The sequence below is a fragment of the Buchnera aphidicola (Therioaphis trifolii) genome, assembly GCF_005080705.1.
In the GTDB taxonomy this organism is placed as follows: domain Bacteria; phylum Pseudomonadota; class Gammaproteobacteria; order Enterobacterales; family Enterobacteriaceae; genus Buchnera_L; species Buchnera_L aphidicola_X.
Window position 1 is genome coordinate 114,710 of the sequence record NZ_CP032996.1, and the last position, 18,440, is coordinate 133,149.

Sequence of the window (18,440 nt, forward strand, 5' to 3'; positions counted from 1 at the left end):
ATACGCCCGTGTTTATAATATAATTAAAAATTTATTATTTTATTTATTTTTTTGGTTCTTTAACTTCTTCATATTCTGCATCAACTACATTATCTTCTTTTTTTTCAGATGTTGTATTTTTATTTACATCTTTTTGTTGTGCGTTTTTTTGTGATAATTCTATTAATTTTGAAGATGTTTTTATTAATTCTTGTATTTTATTTTCTATATCAGGTTTATTATCTGTTTTTAAAGCATTTTCTAATTCATTAATTTTTGAATTTATTGTTTTATATTCTTCAGAGCTTAATTGATTTTTTACTTCTTCTAATTGTTTTTTTGTGCTATGTGTAATTTGATCACCTTGATTTTTAATTTTAATTAATTCTTCAAATTGTCGATCAGATTCAGAATTAATTTCCGCATCTGATATCATTTTTTTAATTTCTTCTTCATTTAATCCAGAAGATGCTTGAATAGTAATTTTTTGTTCTTTACCTGTTTTTTTATCTTTTGCAGATACATGTAATATACCATTAGCATCAATATCAAATGTTACTTCAATTTGAGGTATTCCTCGTGGAGCTGGTTGAATTCCATCTAAATTAAATTGACCTAGAGATTTATTATCAGTAGCTTTTTTTCTTTCTCCTTGTAATATATGTATAGTAACTGCTGATTGATTATCTTCTGCTGTTGAAAATACTTGACTATGTTTAGTTGGAATAGTAGTATTCTTTTTAATTAAAGAAGTCATAATTCCACCCATAGTTTCAATTCCTAATGATAATGGGGTAACATCTAATAATAATACATCTTTTACATCACCAGAAAGTACTCCACCCTGTACTGCAGCTCCTACAGCTACTGCTTCATCTGGATTTACATCTTTTCTTGGTTTTTTTCCAAAAAATTTAGCAACTTTCTCTTGTACTAAAGGCATTCGAGTTTGTCCACCAACTAATATTACATCATTAATATCTGATATAGATAATTTAGCATCTTGTAATGCAATTTGTACTGGTGTAATAGATTTTGTAATTAAATCTTCAACTAATGATTCTAATTTTGATCTAGTAATTTTAATATTTAAATGTTTTGGTCCATTAGCATCTGCTGTAATATAAGGTAAATTAACATCACTTTGTTGTGCAGATGATAATTCAATTTTTGTTTTTTCTGCAGCTTCTTTTAATCGTTGCATAGCAAGAGGATCATTTCTTAAATCTATACCTTGTTCTTTTTTAAATTCTTGAACTAAATAATTAATTAATCTATTATCAAAATCTTCACCTCCTAAATGAGTATCTCCATTAGTTGCAAGTACTTCAAAAGTTTTTTCTTTATCTACATTATCTATTTCAATAATTGAAATATCAAATGTTCCTCCACCTAAATCATATACAGCAACAATTTTATTTCCTTCACTTTTATCTAAACCATATGCTAAAGCTGCAGCAGTTGGTTCATTAATAATTCTTTTTACTTCTAATCCTGCAATTTTTCCTGCATCTTTTGTAGCTTGTCTTTGTGCATCATTAAAATATGCTGGAACAGTAATTACTGCTTCTGTAATTCGTTCTCCTAAATAATTTTCTGCTGTTTTTTTCATTTTTTTAAGAACTTCAGCAGATACTTGAGGAGGTGCCATATGTTTGCCTTTAATATTAATCCATGCATCACCATTTTCAGAATTTATTATTTCATATGGCATAATTTTAATATCTTTTTGTACTTCTTCATCTTGAAATTTTCTACCAATTAATCTTTTAATTGCAAATAATGTATTTTTTGGATTAGTAATAGCTTGACGTTTTGCTGGTTGTCCTACTAATATTTCTCCATCTTTAGTATATGCAATTATAGATGGTGTTGTTCGATCTCCTTCTGCATTTTCTAAAACTTTAGCTTGTTTTCCATCAATGATTGCAATACAAGAATTTGTAGTTCCTAAATCTATTCCTATAATTTTTCCCATTATGTTATTTTCCTATTTTATTATTTTTTAATTTTATTCATTAAATTATTTATAATGTTAAATTATAAAAGTATTTTTTTTAAAATTTTATTAATAAAAATAAATTTAAAGTTTATATATAATAAAATATGGTCTTTTTATATTGCATCAAGTATTTTTTTAAATTTTTTTATTATTTTAATATAAAAATAAATTATAACATAATATATATTATAAATTTTAATAATTTATTTTTATTTTTATTATTACATATAATATACTAATTTTAAAAATTATTATATTATAATATAACATTAATTATAATAAGGAAATTAAATTTGTATTTTGAAATTTATTATTTTTTATTTTTTATTTTATGTTCTTTTTTAGTATGTGGATTTATGTTACTTGGAGGTTGGTTATTAGGACCACGTACTATTTCTAGAAATAAAAATATTCCATTTGAATCAGGTATTATTTCTTATGGTAATACAAATTTACGATTTTCAATTAAATTTTATTTATTAGCTGTTTTATTTGTAATTTTTGATATTGAATCATTATATTTATATACTTGGGTTATTAATATTAAAAAGATTGGGTGGTTAGGTTTTTTTGAAATATTACTTTTTATTTTTATATTATTATTGACTTTAATATATCTTGTAAAACAAAAAATATTTAATTGGATTCCCAAAAAATCAATTAATAATTTATAATTTAAATATTTTAATTATAACATTTAATAAATATTGGACAATATAATGAAATATACTTTAACAAAAGTTAATCTTAATAGTACAGATAAATATCCTCTTCAAGATAAGATAATAGTTGATGATCCAATAAAATCAAAAATTAAAAATAATATATTTACTGGAAAATTAACACAATTAATACATAAAATAGTAAATTGGAGTCGAAAAAATTCTTTATGGCCTTATAATTTTGGTTTATCTTGTTGTTATGTAGAAATGGTAACATCTTTTACTTCTGTTCATGATATTTCTAGATTTGGTGCAGAAGTACTTCGAGCTTCTCCTAGACAATCAGATGTTATGGTTATTTCTGGAACACCTTTTATTAAGATGGTTCCAGTAATACAACGATTATATGATCAAATGTTAGAACCAAAATGGGTTATTTCAATGGGTTCTTGTGCTAATTCAGGAGGTATGTATGATATTTATTCTGTCGTACAAGGAGTTGATAAATTTTTACCTGTTGATGTATATATTCCTGGATGTCCCCCAAGACCAGAAGCATATATACAAGGTTTAATGTTATTACAAGATTCAATTGATAAAGAACGTCGACCATTATCCTGGGTTGTTGGAGATCAGGGTGTTTACAAAGCTAATATGGAATCACAAAGAAAGAAAAAATATTCTGATAGATTACAAGTATATGAATTACGAATGCCAAATGATATTTAATATTAATCTTTATTTATAATAAATATTTATTAATTAAATAATTTTTTATTAATTTTTAATTTTTATATTATATATTTTATATTTTTATTGTTTATTATTGAGTTATTTTGATTATGAATACTGTTTTTAGAGAGTTATGTAATCACTTTTCAAGTGAATATTTTACTATACAAAATACATTAATTAATTGTCCAGTAATTTGGGTAGATCGAGTAATATTATTAAAAGTTATATCTTTTTTAAAAAAGAGTATTACAAAATATAATATGTTATTTGATTTACATGGTATTGATGAACGATTTAGAAAAAACAAAGATAATTTACCTAATTCTGATTTTTCAGTATTTTATCATTTAATTTCTATTACATATAATAAAGATATTTTAATTAAAGTTCCATTATTAAAAAATAATTTAAATGTAGAAACTATAACAAATATTTTTCCAAATGCAAATTGGTATGAAAGAGAAACATGGGAAATGTTTGGAATAGTTTTTAATAAACATCCTAATTTAACTCGAATTATTATGCCAAAAACATGGTCTGGTCATCCTTTAAGAAAAGATTATCCAGCTAGAGCAACTGAATTTGAACCTTTTTTTTTAAATAAAATAAAAGAAGATCTTTATATGGAATCTTTATCTTTTAATCCAGAGCAATGGGGTATGTCAACTAGTAGAAAAGATACAGATTTTATGTTTTTAAATCTTGGTCCTAATCATCCTTCTGCACATGGTGCTTTTCGAATGATTTTACAATTAGATGGTGAAGAAATTATAGATTGTGTTCCAGATATTGGATATCATCATCGAGGTGCAGAAAAAATGGCAGAAAGACAATCATGGCACAGTTATATTCCATATACAGATCGTATTGAATATTTAGGTGGTTGTGTTAATGAAATGCCTTATATATTAGCAGTAGAAAAATTAGCTAATATTGTTGTACCTGATCGAGTTCAAGTAATTCGTGTAATGTTATCTGAACTTTTTAGAATTAATAGTCATTTATTATATATTTCAACATTTATTCAAGATGTAGGTGCTATGACTCCAGTTTTTTTAGCATTTACAGATCGACAGAAAATATATGATATAATTGAATCAATTACTGGGGCTAGAATGCATCCAGCTTGGTTTAGAATTGGTGGATTAGCTAATGATTTACCTAATGGTTGGGATAAATTATTATTAAATTTTTTAAATTGGATGCCAAAAAGATTAAATGAATATATTAATGTTGCTTTAAAAAATAGTATTTTAATTAAAAGATCTAAAGGTATTGCTTGTTATAATCAAGAAGATGCATTAAATTGGGGTATTACTGGTGCTGGATTACGTGCAACAGGAATTGATTTTGATGTTAGAAAACAAAGACCGTATTCAGGTTATGAAAATTTTGATTTTTTAATTCCTATTGGTAGCGGTATTAGTGATTGTTATACTCGAGTATGTTTAAAAGTAGAAGAAATAAAACAAAGTTTGATCATTTTAAAACAGTGTTTAAATAATATGCCTGAAGGACCTTTTAAATCTGATCATCCATTAACTACACCTCCTAATAAAAAATTAACATTGAAAGATATTGAAACTATGATTACTCATTTTTTAAATGTTTCTTGGGGTCCAGTAATTCCTGCTAATGAAAGTTTTCAAATGATTGAAGCAACTAAAGGTATTAACAGTTATTATTTAATTAGTGATGGAAATACAATGAGTTATCGTACTAGAATTCGTACTCCAAGTTTTCCTCATTTACAGCAAATACCATATGTAATTCGTGGTAGTTTAATATCAGATTTAATTGTATATTTAGGTAGTATTGATTTTGTTATGTCTGATGTAGATCGATAATCTTTTTTTAAATATTAATATTAACTAATATTATGAATATGATGAAAAATAAATTAAATGATTTAGAATTAAAAAAAATTGAAGAAGAAAAAAAAAATTATGAAGATAATAAATCTATATCTATTGAAGCATTAAAAATTGTACAAAGTTCAAGAGGTTGGGTTTCTGATGAATTAATAACAGAAATTTCTAAAATATTAAATATTTCAGAAAGTCAACTTGAAGAAATAGCAACATTTTATAGTCAAATATATCGTAAACCTGTTGGTTATAATATTATAAAATATTGTGATAGTGTTGTTTGTTATATGATGGGATCTGATAATATAAAATGTAAATTAGAAAATATATTAAAGATTAAAATTGGACAAACTACTAATGATAATAAATTTACTTTATTACCGATTTCATGTTTAGGAAATTGTGATAAAGCTCCTGTTATAATGATTAATAATAAAACTTATTCAAATATTAAAATTTCTTATATACCTATTTTATTAGAGAAATATTAATGAATCATATTATTAAGTATCCTGAAACTCATCCATTAACATGGCGTTTAGATACAATTAATAAAAATCCAATTTGGATAAATGAATATCATAAAAAAAATGGATATTCTGCATTAAAATTTATGTTAAATAATATGACGCCTAAAGATGTTATTAATTTAGTAAAAGATTCTGAATTAAGAGGAAGAGGAGGTGCTGGTTTTTATACTGGTATAAAGTGGAGTTTAATGCCTAAAAAAAATAATATACCAAGATATCTTTTATGTAATGCTGATGAAATGGAACCTGGAACTTATAAAGATAGGTTATTATTAGAACAACTTCCACATCAATTACTTGAAGGTATGATTATTTCTGGTTTTGCTATAGAAGCTACTATGGCATATATTTTTTTAAGAGGAGAATATATAAGTGCTGAAAATAATTTAAAAAAAGCAATTATAGAAGCTGAAAATTGTGGATATTTAGGGAGAAATATTTTAGGTAGTGATTTTACTTTTAAAATTGTATTACATACAGGAGCTGGAAGATATATTTGTGGAGAAGAAACAGCATTAATTAATTCTTTAGAAGGAAAACGTGCAAATCCAAGAATTAAGCCACCTTTTCCAGCTATTGTTGGATTATGGGGTAAACCAACATGTGTTAATAATGTTGAAACTTTATCAAATATTCCAGCAATTGTTTTAAATGGATCTAATTGGTATAAAAAAATATCTTTAAGTAAAGATCGAGGAACAAAATTAATGGGATTTTCTGGACGAGTAAATAATCCTGGTGTTTGGGAAGTTCCTTTTGGAATATCTGCACGAGAATTACTAGAAGATTATGCTAAAGGTATGAAAAAAGGATTTCGTTTAAAAGCATGGCAACCTGGAGGAGCAGGAACGGATTTTTTAACTGAAAAAAATCTTGATGTAAAAATGGATTTTGATAGTATTTCAAAGGTTGGTAGTAGATTTGGAACTGGTATTGCAATGGCAGTGGATCATACTGTGAATATAGTATCATTAGTATTAAATCTAGAAAAATTTTTTTCTCGTGAATCTTGTGGTTTATGTACACCATGTCGTGAAGGATTACCCTGGATTGTTAAAATTTTACAATCTTTTGAAGATGGTTTTGCACAAAATGAAGATATTAATATTTTAGAAGATTTATGTGTGCAATTAGGTCCAGGAAAAACTGTTTGTGCTCATGCTCCTGGAGCAATGGAACCATTACAAAGTGCAATTAAATTATTTAGATCAGAATTTGAACAATGTATTAGAAAAAATTCTTTTAGTAATATTGAAATGATAAATAAAAAAAATATGTTTAAGTTAAATTTATAATCTTAATTTTAATAAATTAATTTATATAATTTATTAATATAAATTATATATTATTTTGGAATAAATTATATGGTGAATATTTATATTAATAAAAAAAAATATAATGTATGTAAATCAGAAAATTTATTAAAAATATGTTTATCATTAAATATGAATATACCATATTTTTGTTGGCATTCTGATTTAGGAAGTGCTGGAATTTGTAGATTATGTGCTGTTAAGCAACATAATAATCTTAATGAATCTTCAGGAAGAATTATTATGTCGTGTATAACACCTATTGTAAAAAATATGATTATTTCAACAGATGATTCAGAAATTAAAAAATTTCGTAAAGGAATTATAGAATTATTAATGACTAATCATCCACATGATTGTCCAGTATGTGAAGAAGGTGGAAATTGTCATTTACAAGATATGACAGTATTAACTGGTCATAATTTACGTCGTTATAAATATTCTAAACGAGTACATTATAATCAATATTTAGGAGATTTTATATCGCATCAAATGAATAGATGTATTGGTTGTTATCGATGTGTTCGATATTATCAGGAGTATGCGGGTGGTACTGATTTTGGAGTATATGGAATAAGTAATAATATTTATTTTGGTCGATTTGAAGATGGTGATTTAGAAAGTGAACATTCAGGTAATTTAATTGAAATATGTCCTACTGGTGTTTTTACAGATAAACTATCTTCTGAAAATTATAACAGAAAATGGGATTTACAATATGCTCCTAGTATTTGTCAACATTGTAATATAGGATGTAATATTATTGTTGGAGAAAAGTATGGATTAATTAGTAAAATAGAAAATAGATATCATAAAAATATTAATCGTTATTTTTTATGTGATTTAGGTCGTTTTGGATATACTTATTTAAATAATAATCGTTTAAAACAACCAATTCAATTTGATAAAAAAAAAAAAATATTTTTAAATAAAAATAATGCTATTAAATTATTATCAAAAATATTAAAAAAAAATCGTACTATTGGAATAGGATCAATTCGATCTAGTTTAGAAAATAATTTTTCGTTAAGAAAATTAGTAGGAGAAAAAAATTTTTCTAGTGGTATGTTAGAAAATGATCATAATTGTATAAAATTAATTATTAATATTTTAGAAAATAGCGGTATTTATATACCAACATTATTTGAAGTAGAAAATTATGATGTTGTTTTAATTATAGGTGAAGATGTTACTCAAACATCTCCAAGATTAGATTTAGCTATTAGACAATTAAATAAAAAACAACGAAGAGATATTAATCAAGTACATAATATTCCAGAATGGAATAGTTCAGCAATGTTAAGCATATCTAATAATAAAAATTTTGTTTATATTATACATACTCATGAAACTAAATTAGATGATATTTCGTCTTTAAATTATTATGCTTCAATTAAAGATCAAGAAATATTTTCTTCTATTCTTTCTGATAAAATTAATAATGTATCAAATACAATAAAAAATATAAAACCTGATATTTTAAAAAAAATATCTATTATTTATAATGTGTTATTATCTTGTAAAAGACCCTTAATTATTTCTGGTGTACATTCTGGAAGTATGAATTTAATTAAATCTACTACTAATATTGCTATGGGTTTAAAATTTTTAAAAAAAGATGTAGGTTTAATGTTATTAACTTCATCTGTAAATAGTATTGGTGTTGGAATATTATCTAATTTATCTTTAACAAAAGTATTTAATAAAATTAATGATAATCAAGTTGATACATTAATTATTTTAGAAAATGATTTATATCGTCATGATATTAAAAATAAAATTGATTTCATAATAAATAAATTAAAAAATATTATTGTTTTTGATCATCAATATACATTAACTACTAATAAAGCAAATATTTTATTTCCAATTGCAAATTTTTCTGAAAGTTCAGGAACAGTTATTAATTACGAAAGTAGAGCACAAAGATTTTTTTCTGTTTTTAATACTAGTATTTATGATTCTAATTCTTGTATTTTGGAAGGTTGGAAATGGATGTATAAAGTTTATAATAAATTACATAAAATTAATCATAATATTACATTAGATAATGTAATTCAAGATTATATAAAAATTTTTCCAATATTTAATGTTATAAACAATGTTGCTCCAAATTCAAAATATAGAATTATGGGTAAAAAAATTGCTAGATCGCCTCATCGATTAAGTAGTAGAACTGCAATATTTTCTGAATTAAATATTCATGAACCAAAGCAAAAATATGATAATAATACAATGTTTACTTTTTCTATGGAAGGTATTCAGCAACCTAATCAAGATATTGAATATTTACCATTTACCTGGTTTCCTGGTTGGAATTCTATACAGTCTTGGAATAAATATATAATGAATAATGATCATTATGATTCTGGGGTTCGTATTTTTAATTCATATCATTTAAAAACAAAATATTTTTTTAAAAATGATATAAATTATTCTAATAAATTATCTAATTATTGGAAAATTATTCCGTATTATTGTTTATTTGGAAGTGAAGAATTAAGTCAAAAATCTGAAATTATAAAAAAAAAATGTTTTATTACTTATGCTTTAATTAATATTAAATATAAAAAAATTTTAGGTTTAAAAAATAATTCTACAATTGAATTTAAATGTTTAGGTGAATTTTTTAAATTATCTGTAAAGTTTTCTGTTAAAATTCCTTTAAAACAATTAGGATTACCTATAGGATTTCCTAATGTTCCTCGTATTTTATTAGGTTGTACAGTAAAAAATATTAGAGGTGTAATATAAAAAAATATTATGACAAGTATAAATTATAATTTTATTAATATTATTTTTTGTTTTTTTAAAACTTTATTTATTGTTTTTATTATAGTTTTTTGTGGAGCAATGTTAAGTTTTATTGAACGTAGAGTTTTAGCTTTATTTCAAAATAGGTATGGACCAAATCGAGTTGGTTGGTTTGGTTTATTACAAATAGTTGCTGATATGATTAAAATGTTATTTAAAGAAGATTGGGTTCCCAGTTTTAGTAAATCTTTTCTTTTTATATTAGCTCCAATTATTTCATTTATTTCTTTATTATTAGTAATGTCTATTATTCCATTTACTGATCAAAAATTTATTATTAATTTAAATATTGGAGTTTTATTTTTTTTAATTATGTCTGCTTTATCAGTATATTCAATATTATTTGCTGGATGGTCTAGTAATAATAAATATGCCTTATTAGGATCAATACGTGCTATAGCACAAACTTTAAGTTATGAAGTTTTTTTAGGTTTATCTTTAATGGGGGTAGTAGCGCAATCTCATTCATTTAATTTATTTGATATTGTATATTCTCAAAAAAAAATATGGAATATTTTTCCACAATTTTTTGGTTTTATTACATTTTTTATTGCTGGATTAGCATTATGTCATCGTCATCCTTTTGATCAACCTGAATCAGAACAAGAATTAGCTGATGGATATCATATTGAGTATTCTGGAATGAAATTTGGTATGTTTTTTATTGGACAGTACATATCTATGATTGTTATTGCTTCTATGATAACAGTATTATTCTTAGGTGGGTGGTATGGTCCATATTTACCTAAATTTTTATGGTTTTTTTTCAAGACATTTATTTTAATATTATTTTTTATTTTATTAAGGGCATCTTTACCTAGACCTCGTTATGATCAAATATTATATTTTGGATGGATTATATGTCTTCCAATTACTTTATTAAATTTAATATTTACTGCTTTTTTAATACTATTATATTAATTTTAGGAAATTTATGAATATTAAAAGTATTATTTTTGATTTTTTTACTCAAATTAGAAGTATTTTTATTACTTTTAAACATATGTTTGATATGAGAGAAACTAGATTATATCCAGAAAATCCAATATATTTATCTCCAAGATATCGAGGTCGAGTAGTATTAACAAAAGATCCAAATGGAAAAGATCGTTGTGTAGCATGTAATTTATGCTCAGTTGTATGTCCAGTAAGTTGTATTTCTTTACAAAAATCACAAGATAAATATGGTCGTTGGTTTTCTAAATTTTTTAAAATTAATTTTTCGCGTTGTATATTTTGTGGTTTATGTGAAGAAGCTTGTCCAACTTCTGCAATACAATTAATACCAGATTTTGAATTAAGCGATTTTGATAGAAAAAATTTATTATATAAAAAAAAATATTTAACTATATCTGGAACTGGAAAAGATCATAAATATAATTTTTATGATCATTGTGGTGTATCAATAAAAAAAAAATATATGTATAATATACCAATTAACGTAAAAGATTTATTACCTTAGGATTAATATAATGTATTTAATTTTTTATTTTTTTTCTTTTTTAACAATACTTTTTACATTTTTAACTATTATACAAAGTAATTTAATGTATTCATTATTTTATTTTTCTATGTCAGTATTAACTACTTCTTTTATATTTTTTTTATTAGGTAATTATTTTATAGGTTCATTACAAATTATTATTTATTCTGGAGCTATTTTAGTATTATTTATTTTTGTTATTATGTTATTAAATTATGATGTAGTAAAAAATGGAATTCATAATATGAAATTTAATTATTTATATTTATCATTTTTAATTTCTTTATTTTTTTGTGTATTATATAAAATATTTTTTATTTTAAAAATAAAATATATTGTTCATATTACAGATACATTACATATTTTAGGAATAAATTTATTTAAACCTTATCTTTTTATTATTGAATTAATTTCAATTTTATTATTATCTATTGTTTTAATAGTATTTTTAATTACAAAAAATAAAAAATAATTTTTTAATTTATTATTTAGGTACATAATATATGATTTCTTTATTAAATTGTTTTTTTTTATCTATATTATTATTTTTATTAGGTTTAAGCGCTATTCTTTTTAATAAAAATTTATTATTTATTCTTATTGGTTTAGAAATTATGATAAATTCTATTTCTTTATTATTTGTTTTTATTAGTGATTATTGGAATCATATAGATGGACAAATAATGTATATTTTTATAATAACTTTATCAGCAATAGAAGCTAGTATTAGCTTAGCATTATTAATACAACATTTTAAAAAAGTATATACCTTAAATATTAATAAATTAAGTGAGATTGTTGAATGAACATGATTTATTTGATAGTATTATTTCCAATAATTAGTTTTATTTTTTTATTTTTTTTTAAAAATATTTTATCATATAAATTAACTATTTTATTTGGTATTAGTTCAATATTTTTGTCTACTATAGTAGTTATTTTATTAAGAATACTTTTTTTATATCATCATAATGATATTATAGAAATAATATTATGGAATTGGTGGAATTTCCAGGATTTTAATATTAATATTTGTTTTTTATTAGATAATTTAACGTTTTTATTTTTAAATATGATTACAATTATTTCATGTTTAGTTTGTTTATTTTCTATTTGGTATATGAAAAATAAATTCGATAATGCAAGTTTTTTTGCATTAATTAATTTATTTGTAGGAAGTATGATAATTTTAGTATTATCTAATAATTTTGTTTTAATGTATTTAGGATGGGAAGGAATTAGTATTTGTTCATATTTATTAATTAATTTTTATTTTTCAAAATCTGATGTTAATATATCAGCTTTTAAAGCTTTTATTTTTACTAAAATTGGCGATTTATTTCTTATAGCAGGAATAATATTATTATATATTCATTATCATACTTTAAATTTTTATGATATTCAATTTTTAATTAAAATTCATATTATTAAATATACATTTTTATTAAATATAATTAATATTTTATTATTATTTGGTGTTATTGGAAAATCTGCACAAATACCTTTACATATTTGGTTACCTGAAGCAATGGTTGGTCCAACTCCAGTTTCTGCATTAATTCATGCTGCTACTATGGTTACTGCAGGAGTTTATTTAATTACTCGAAATTATAACTTATTTACTTTAACGCCAAATATTTTATATATGATAGGTATTATAGGAAGTATTACTTTAATATTGTCTAGTTTTTTAGCTTTAATTAAAACGGATATAAAACAAATTTTAGCATATTCTACAATTGGTCAAATTGGATATATATTTATAGCTTTAAGTATAGGTGCGTGGAATAGTGCGATTATTCATTTAACAATACATGCTTTTTTTAAAGCTTTATTATTTTTATCTGCTGGTATATTAATTGTTAATTGTAATAATGAAAAAAATATTTTTTATATGGGTAATCAATTATATAAAAAATTTCCTTTTTTATATTTTTGTTTTTTAATTGGTGGTTTTTCATTATCAGGGTTTCCAATTTTAACTGCAGGATTTTATAGTAAAGATAGTATTTTATTTTATATATATCAAAGTCATAATATATTATTTTTTATGATTGCAATATTATCAATATTATTAACAACATTATATATTTTTCGTCTTATTTTTATAGTATTTCATAGTAAATCTAATAAGAATATTTTATATTCCTCTTTAAATTTTTTACAATATATTCCATTAAGTATATTATCTTTATTGTCTACTATTATTGGTATTTATATTATTCCTGATATATCTAATATATTTCCTAAGATTATAATTAATCAAAATTATATTAAATTATATTTAGAAATAATTTCAAGTATATTAGTTTTTTTAGGAATATTTATATCATATTATTTAAATATTTTAAATACTGATTTATTATCAAAAATTAATTTATTAAAAATTGTATATTTTCCAATAAAAATAGTAAATGATGGTTTTGGTTTTTTTTATTTTTACAATTTAATATTTATTAATTTATATTTAAAAATAGCAGATTTTTTATCTTTAAAATTATTTAAAAAAATTAATATCTTTTTATTATTTTTAATAAAAAAAATTAATTTATTTTTTTTATATACTGAAAATAGTTTAATTAATTTACAAATTTTTATAATAATTTTTAGTGTATTTATTTTAATAATGATGATTAATTTTTATTAATATAAACATTTATTAATATTCTTATGATAAATTATTATAAATTTTTATTCATTATTTTTAATATTAAATTACATATTACATTTAATAATAAATTTATGGGATTTATAATATGTTAATTTTATTTCTTATTATTCCTTTATTAGGTGCGTTTTGTTGTTTATTTTTTGAATTTAAATATTTTAAATTTTGTAAATTTATTGCATTATTTTCTATTATATCAATGATTTTTTTATCTTTATTTTTTTGGTTAAAAATTTGTTATTTTAATAATACTATATTATATCATGATCACTGGAATGAAGAATTTATATTTCCATGGATACCTCAATTAGGAATATCATTTCATATAGCTATAGATAAATTATCATTAATGATGATAACATTATCAATTTTTTTAGGTTTTATTTCTATTTTATGTTCTTTTAATCAAAAAAAGAAAAATGAAGGTTTATTTTATTTAAATTTATTAATTATTTTATTTGGAACAATTGGTGTTTTTATATCTATTGATTTATTTTTATTTTTTTGTTTTTGGGAAATTATGTTATTTCCAATGTATTTTTTAATAATTTTTTGGGGTAATCAAAGATATAAAAAAAAAGAAAGAATATATACTGCTAATCAATTTTTAATTTATACACAATTATCTAGTATGATAATGTTATTTTCAATTATATTACTTTCATTTATTTATTATAATCAAACAAATGTTTGGACATTTGATTACAATAATTTACTTCATTGTTTTATTCCTATATCATTAGAATATATTATTATGTTAGGTTTTTTTATTGCGTTTGCAGTAAAATTACCTATTGTTCCATTTCATAGTTGGTTACTTAATGCACATAATCATGCTCCAATTGATAGTTCTGTAGATTTATTAGGTATGTTAATTAAAGTTTCTGCTTATGGATTATTAAGATTTAATATAAATTTATTTAAAAATTCTTCTTATAATTTTTCTTATATTGCGATTTTTTTAGGAATATTAACGATTTTTTATAGTTCTTGGATGGCATTTATAGAAAAAAATATAAAAAAAATTATTGCTTATAGTTCTATATCTCATATGGGTTTTATTTTAGTAGCAATATATTGTAATAATATTTTTTCATATTCAGGATCAATTATTCAAATGATTTTTGGTTCTATTACTACATCTGCATTATTTATTTTATTTAGTCAATTATATCGTATTACTAATATTAAAAATATTACTGAGATTAGTGGTTTATATTCTTGTATTAATTGGATTCCTAGTTTTTTTTTATTTTTTTTATTTTCGAATTTAAATTTTCCAGGAACAATAAATTTTGTTGGAGAAATAATTTTATTAAATGGAATTTTTATAAATAAACCTTATATTGCATGTATATTAATTTTTAGTTTATTATTTTCAGTAATTTATTCATTACATATGATGCATAATATTTTTTATGGATCTTTAAAAAAAGAATATATTAATAATAATAAACAAATTAATTATCTTGAATTTTCAATTATATTTATTTTATCTTTATTATTATTATTTTTTGGTTTTTTTCCTAATATCATCTTACATAATATATTATTTTTGATGTCATAAAATAGATTATTTTACAATTTTTATAAGGTTATTAAATATGTTTATATTAAATCCTAAAGTAATGATTTTAATTCCATTTCTTATTTTAATAACATCTATTATTTGTATTATTTTATCTATTATTTTCAAAAGGAATCATTTATTTTCTTTTTATATATCATTTTTTAGTTTAATATTTATTTTATTATCTTTTTTTTTTATTTATAAATATATTCCTATTTATTTTTCGACATTACTATGTATTAATTTTTATTCTATTATATATTTATATATTATTATTTTTTCTAGTATTTTTACAATTTTCATTAATTATTTTTATTTACAAAAATATTTTTTTTATCAAGAAGAATTTTATTTATTAATTTTATCTTCTATTATTGGAGCTATTACTGTAATAGAAGCAAATCATATATTTATTATATTATTTGGAATAGAATTAATGTCATTTCCTATTTTAGGTTTAATGTTATATTCTTTAAAAAAACATACAAATATTAGAATAATATTAAAATATTTAATATTATCTAGTATTGTTACTATATTTTCATTTTTAGGAATTTCATTAATATATTTGATATGTGGTAATTTAAATTTAAATAATATTAAAATTTCTTTTTTAATTAATGATATACAAAATAATAAAATTTTATTGATTGGTTTAGGATTATTATTGATATCATTATTTTTTAAATTATCATTATTTCCATTTCATTTTTGGATTTCTGATATTTATAAAAATATATCTCCATTTTTATTAATGTATTCTACTACAGTGATAAAAGTTGCAACTTTTTCAGTATTAATGAAAATTTTTATGTATATTCCTTATGAAAAATCTAAGGTATTATATTTAATAATAGAATTAATTTCTATATCTTCTATTATTTTTGGTAGTTTTATGACAGTATTTCAAAATAATATAAAAAAATTATTTGGTTATTCTTCTATTGTACATATGGGTTATATTTTAATTACCTTATTTTCAATAAATAATTATCATTTTAATAATAGTATCGCATTAATTTATTTAATAAATTATACTATAAGTAATATTGGAATATTTAGTTTATTAAGTTTATTATTATTACTAGATCATAATACAAATTTTAATTTAAATAATTTATTTGTTTATAATTTTGTTTTATGGAAAAAAATTATTTTTCATATTTCTGTTTTTATTATTATTTTTTCTTTTTTATCTATTCCATTTACATTTGGTTTTATTTCTAAATTTTGTATTTTTTTTATTATTTTATATGCAAAATTATGGATGATATTATATGCTATTTTAATTAATTCTGGATTTTCTATATATTATTATTTAAAAATTATATTAAATTTATATAGAAATAATTTATCAAAGAATATTTCAAATAAAAAATCATATACAGTAATTCAAATATTTATTTTTTTAATTAGTATAATAATATTATTTATTGGAATTTATCCAAAAATTATTTTTGATTTTTTTAAAATAAAAATATAATTATTTATTATTACATATAATATTTTAATATATTAATAATTAATAATAGATATATTTTATGAAAAAATATTTTTTTAATGAAGATATATTATTAATAAAATGGTTAAAATATATTAAAAAAAATTGTAAAAAAAAATATAATTTTTCTATGTTTAATATTATAAAAGTTGCAAAAAAATTAAATATATTAAAATTATCTTCTTTTGTTATTACAGTATCTGGAACAAATGGTAAAGGTAGTACATGTGCTATTTTGGAAAGATGTTTTTTAAATTCTGGTTATACAGTAGGATTATATACTTCACCTCATTTATTTAATTATTATGAAAGAATACGGATAAATGGAAAATATATAAAAAAATCTTTTATGCATATTAATGCATTTTTAAAAGTAGAGTTAGCTAGAAAAAATAATCAATTAACATATTTTGAATTTATTACTCTTTCTGCATTATTATTATTTAAAGAAAGAAATTTAAATGTTATTATTTTAGAAGTAGGTTTAGGTGGTAGATTAGATGCAACAAATATTATTAATCCAAATATAGCTATTATTACGAATATTGGTTTAGATCATACATCTATTTTAGGAAATAGTAGAGATGATATAGGATATGAAAAATCAGGAATATTTCGTAAAGGTATAAAAGTTATTATTGGAGATGATAATATTCCTAATTCAATTTATAAAATGGCATATATTTTTAAAGTGATTTTATATCGAAAAAATTATGAATGGAATTGGTATGAATTGAAAAATTATTGGAATTTTTATGATCAATATGGAATATTAAATAATATTCCTATTCCTAAAGTTTCTTTTTTAAGTGCTGCCATTGCAATAGCAGCATTAAGAGTTTCTTCTTTTAAAATTGATAAAAATGTTATTTTAAAATCTATTAATACAGTTTTTTTAATGGGTAGATTTCAGATTATTTATAAAAAACCTATTATTATAGTTGATGTTGCACATAATTCAGATGCAACTTTTTATTTATCACAGAGGTTAAAAAAATTACTTTATATTAAAGGTAATATTAAATTATATGCTTTAATTGGTATGTTATCTAAGAAAGATATTAAGGGTACTATTTCTAGTTTAATTAATATTATTGATTATTGGTATTATACTATTTTAAATACTCATCAAACAGCTACAATAAATGATTTAAAAAAACATTTACCAAAAAATGCTATTTATTGCATTAGTGTAAAAAAAGCATTATATCAATTAATTCAAAAAGTTCAAAAAAATGATATTATTTTAATATTTGGTTCATTTTTTACTGTTTCTGAAGCAATAACAGCAATGCGTACCTTAAATTTGTAATAT

General features: G+C 21.0%; 15 protein-coding genes. 14 read left to right on the forward strand and 1 reads right to left on the reverse strand.

Going from position 1 to position 18,440, the window contains the following annotated elements; all coding sequences use genetic code 11:
- Positions 1-43 precede the first annotated feature (43 nt).
- Complete coding sequence (dnaK, locus tag D9V81_RS00565) at positions 44-1,957, reverse strand: molecular chaperone DnaK (RefSeq protein ID WP_158349380.1); 1,914 nt, start codon at positions 1,955-1,957, stop codon at positions 44-46.
- Positions 1,958-2,244: 287 nt separating this feature from the next.
- Between dnaK and ndhC the strand changes: the two genes are divergently transcribed.
- From ndhC to folC, 14 genes are all read left to right on the forward strand, one after another.
- Entirely contained in the window at positions 2,245-2,655 is a 411-nt protein-coding gene (ndhC, locus tag D9V81_RS00570) for an NADH-quinone oxidoreductase subunit A (RefSeq protein ID WP_410051736.1), read from the forward strand.
- 45 nt (positions 2,656-2,700) lie between these two features.
- Positions 2,701-3,372 (forward strand): NuoB/complex I 20 kDa subunit family protein, encoded by a 672-nt coding sequence (locus D9V81_RS00575; RefSeq protein ID WP_158349381.1) that lies wholly within the window; start codon positions 2,701-2,703, stop codon positions 3,370-3,372.
- 113 nt (positions 3,373-3,485) lie between these two features.
- Positions 3,486-5,225: an NADH-quinone oxidoreductase subunit C/D gene (gene nuoC, locus D9V81_RS00580; protein ID WP_158349382.1), complete on the forward strand. Its 1,740-nt coding sequence runs from the start codon at positions 3,486-3,488 to the stop codon at positions 5,223-5,225.
- A 32-nt stretch (positions 5,226-5,257) separates the two neighbouring features.
- Complete coding sequence (nuoE, locus tag D9V81_RS00585) at positions 5,258-5,737, forward strand: NADH-quinone oxidoreductase subunit NuoE (protein ID WP_158349383.1); 480 nt, start codon at positions 5,258-5,260, stop codon at positions 5,735-5,737.
- Positions 5,737-7,071 carry an NADH-quinone oxidoreductase subunit NuoF gene (nuoF, locus tag D9V81_RS00590; protein ID WP_158349384.1) on the forward strand — a complete coding sequence of 445 codons (1,335 nt, stop codon included), beginning with the start codon at positions 5,737-5,739 and terminating at the stop codon, positions 7,069-7,071. Before nuoE ends, nuoF begins: the two co-directional genes overlap by 1 nt.
- Before the next feature lie 69 nt (positions 7,072-7,140).
- Positions 7,141-9,843 (forward strand): NADH-quinone oxidoreductase subunit NuoG, encoded by a 2,703-nt coding sequence (gene nuoG, locus D9V81_RS00595; RefSeq protein WP_158349385.1) that lies wholly within the window; start codon positions 7,141-7,143, stop codon positions 9,841-9,843.
- Positions 9,844-9,852: 9 nt separating this feature from the next.
- On the forward strand, positions 9,853-10,824 hold the full coding sequence (gene nuoH / locus D9V81_RS00600; protein ID WP_158349386.1) for an NADH-quinone oxidoreductase subunit NuoH: 972 nt from the start codon (positions 9,853-9,855) through the stop codon (positions 10,822-10,824).
- 13 nt (positions 10,825-10,837) lie between these two features.
- On the forward strand, positions 10,838-11,365 hold the full coding sequence (gene nuoI, locus D9V81_RS00605) for an NADH-quinone oxidoreductase subunit NuoI (protein WP_158349387.1): 528 nt from the start codon (positions 10,838-10,840) through the stop codon (positions 11,363-11,365).
- 10 nt (positions 11,366-11,375) lie between these two features.
- Positions 11,376-11,858, forward strand: a complete 483-nt coding sequence (locus D9V81_RS00610) for an NADH-quinone oxidoreductase subunit J (protein ID WP_158349388.1) — start codon at positions 11,376-11,378, stop codon at positions 11,856-11,858.
- A 31-nt stretch (positions 11,859-11,889) separates the two neighbouring features.
- Positions 11,890-12,192: an NADH-quinone oxidoreductase subunit NuoK gene (nuoK, locus tag D9V81_RS00615; RefSeq protein ID WP_158349389.1), complete on the forward strand. Its 303-nt coding sequence runs from the start codon at positions 11,890-11,892 to the stop codon at positions 12,190-12,192.
- Positions 12,193-12,194: 2 nt separating this feature from the next.
- A complete protein-coding gene (locus tag D9V81_RS00620) occupies positions 12,195-14,033 on the forward strand; it encodes an NADH-quinone oxidoreductase subunit L (RefSeq protein WP_187306091.1) in 1,839 nt (612 codons plus the stop codon).
- Between the two features lie 109 nt (positions 14,034-14,142).
- Entirely contained in the window at positions 14,143-15,621 is a 1,479-nt protein-coding gene (locus D9V81_RS00625; RefSeq protein ID WP_158349391.1) for a NuoM family protein, read from the forward strand.
- A 37-nt stretch (positions 15,622-15,658) separates the two neighbouring features.
- A complete protein-coding gene (locus tag D9V81_RS00630; RefSeq protein ID WP_158349392.1) occupies positions 15,659-17,107 on the forward strand; it encodes a proton-conducting transporter membrane subunit in 1,449 nt (482 codons plus the stop codon).
- A gap of 58 nt (positions 17,108-17,165) precedes the next feature.
- Positions 17,166-18,437 carry a bifunctional tetrahydrofolate synthase/dihydrofolate synthase gene (folC, locus tag D9V81_RS00635; RefSeq protein ID WP_158349393.1) on the forward strand — a complete coding sequence of 424 codons (1,272 nt, stop codon included), beginning with the start codon at positions 17,166-17,168 and terminating at the stop codon, positions 18,435-18,437.
- The last annotated feature ends 3 nt before the right edge of the window (positions 18,438-18,440 follow it).

Coding starts and splice junctions, on each gene's coding strand:
- dnaK (WP_158349380.1), bottom strand. CDS start 1,957: ATGGGAAAAATTATAGGAATAGATTTAGGAACTACAAATTCTTGTATT.
- D9V81_RS00575 (WP_158349381.1), top strand. CDS start 2,701: ATGAAATATACTTTAACAAAAGTTAATCTTAATAGTACAGATAAATAT.
- nuoC (WP_158349382.1), top strand. CDS start 3,486: ATGAATACTGTTTTTAGAGAGTTATGTAATCACTTTTCAAGTGAATAT.
- nuoE (WP_158349383.1), top strand. CDS start 5,258: ATGAATATGATGAAAAATAAATTAAATGATTTAGAATTAAAAAAAATT.
- nuoF (WP_158349384.1), top strand. CDS start 5,737: ATGAATCATATTATTAAGTATCCTGAAACTCATCCATTAACATGGCGT.
- nuoG (WP_158349385.1), top strand. CDS start 7,141: ATGGTGAATATTTATATTAATAAAAAAAAATATAATGTATGTAAATCA.
- nuoH (WP_158349386.1), top strand. CDS start 9,853: ATGACAAGTATAAATTATAATTTTATTAATATTATTTTTTGTTTTTTT.
- nuoI (WP_158349387.1), top strand. CDS start 10,838: ATGAATATTAAAAGTATTATTTTTGATTTTTTTACTCAAATTAGAAGT.
- D9V81_RS00610 (WP_158349388.1), top strand. CDS start 11,376: ATGTATTTAATTTTTTATTTTTTTTCTTTTTTAACAATACTTTTTACA.
- nuoK (WP_158349389.1), top strand. CDS start 11,890: ATGATTTCTTTATTAAATTGTTTTTTTTTATCTATATTATTATTTTTA.
- D9V81_RS00620 (WP_187306091.1), top strand. CDS start 12,195: ATGATTTATTTGATAGTATTATTTCCAATAATTAGTTTTATTTTTTTA.
- D9V81_RS00625 (WP_158349391.1), top strand. CDS start 14,143: ATGTTAATTTTATTTCTTATTATTCCTTTATTAGGTGCGTTTTGTTGT.
- D9V81_RS00630 (WP_158349392.1), top strand. CDS start 15,659: ATGTTTATATTAAATCCTAAAGTAATGATTTTAATTCCATTTCTTATT.
- folC (WP_158349393.1), top strand. CDS start 17,166: ATGAAAAAATATTTTTTTAATGAAGATATATTATTAATAAAATGGTTA.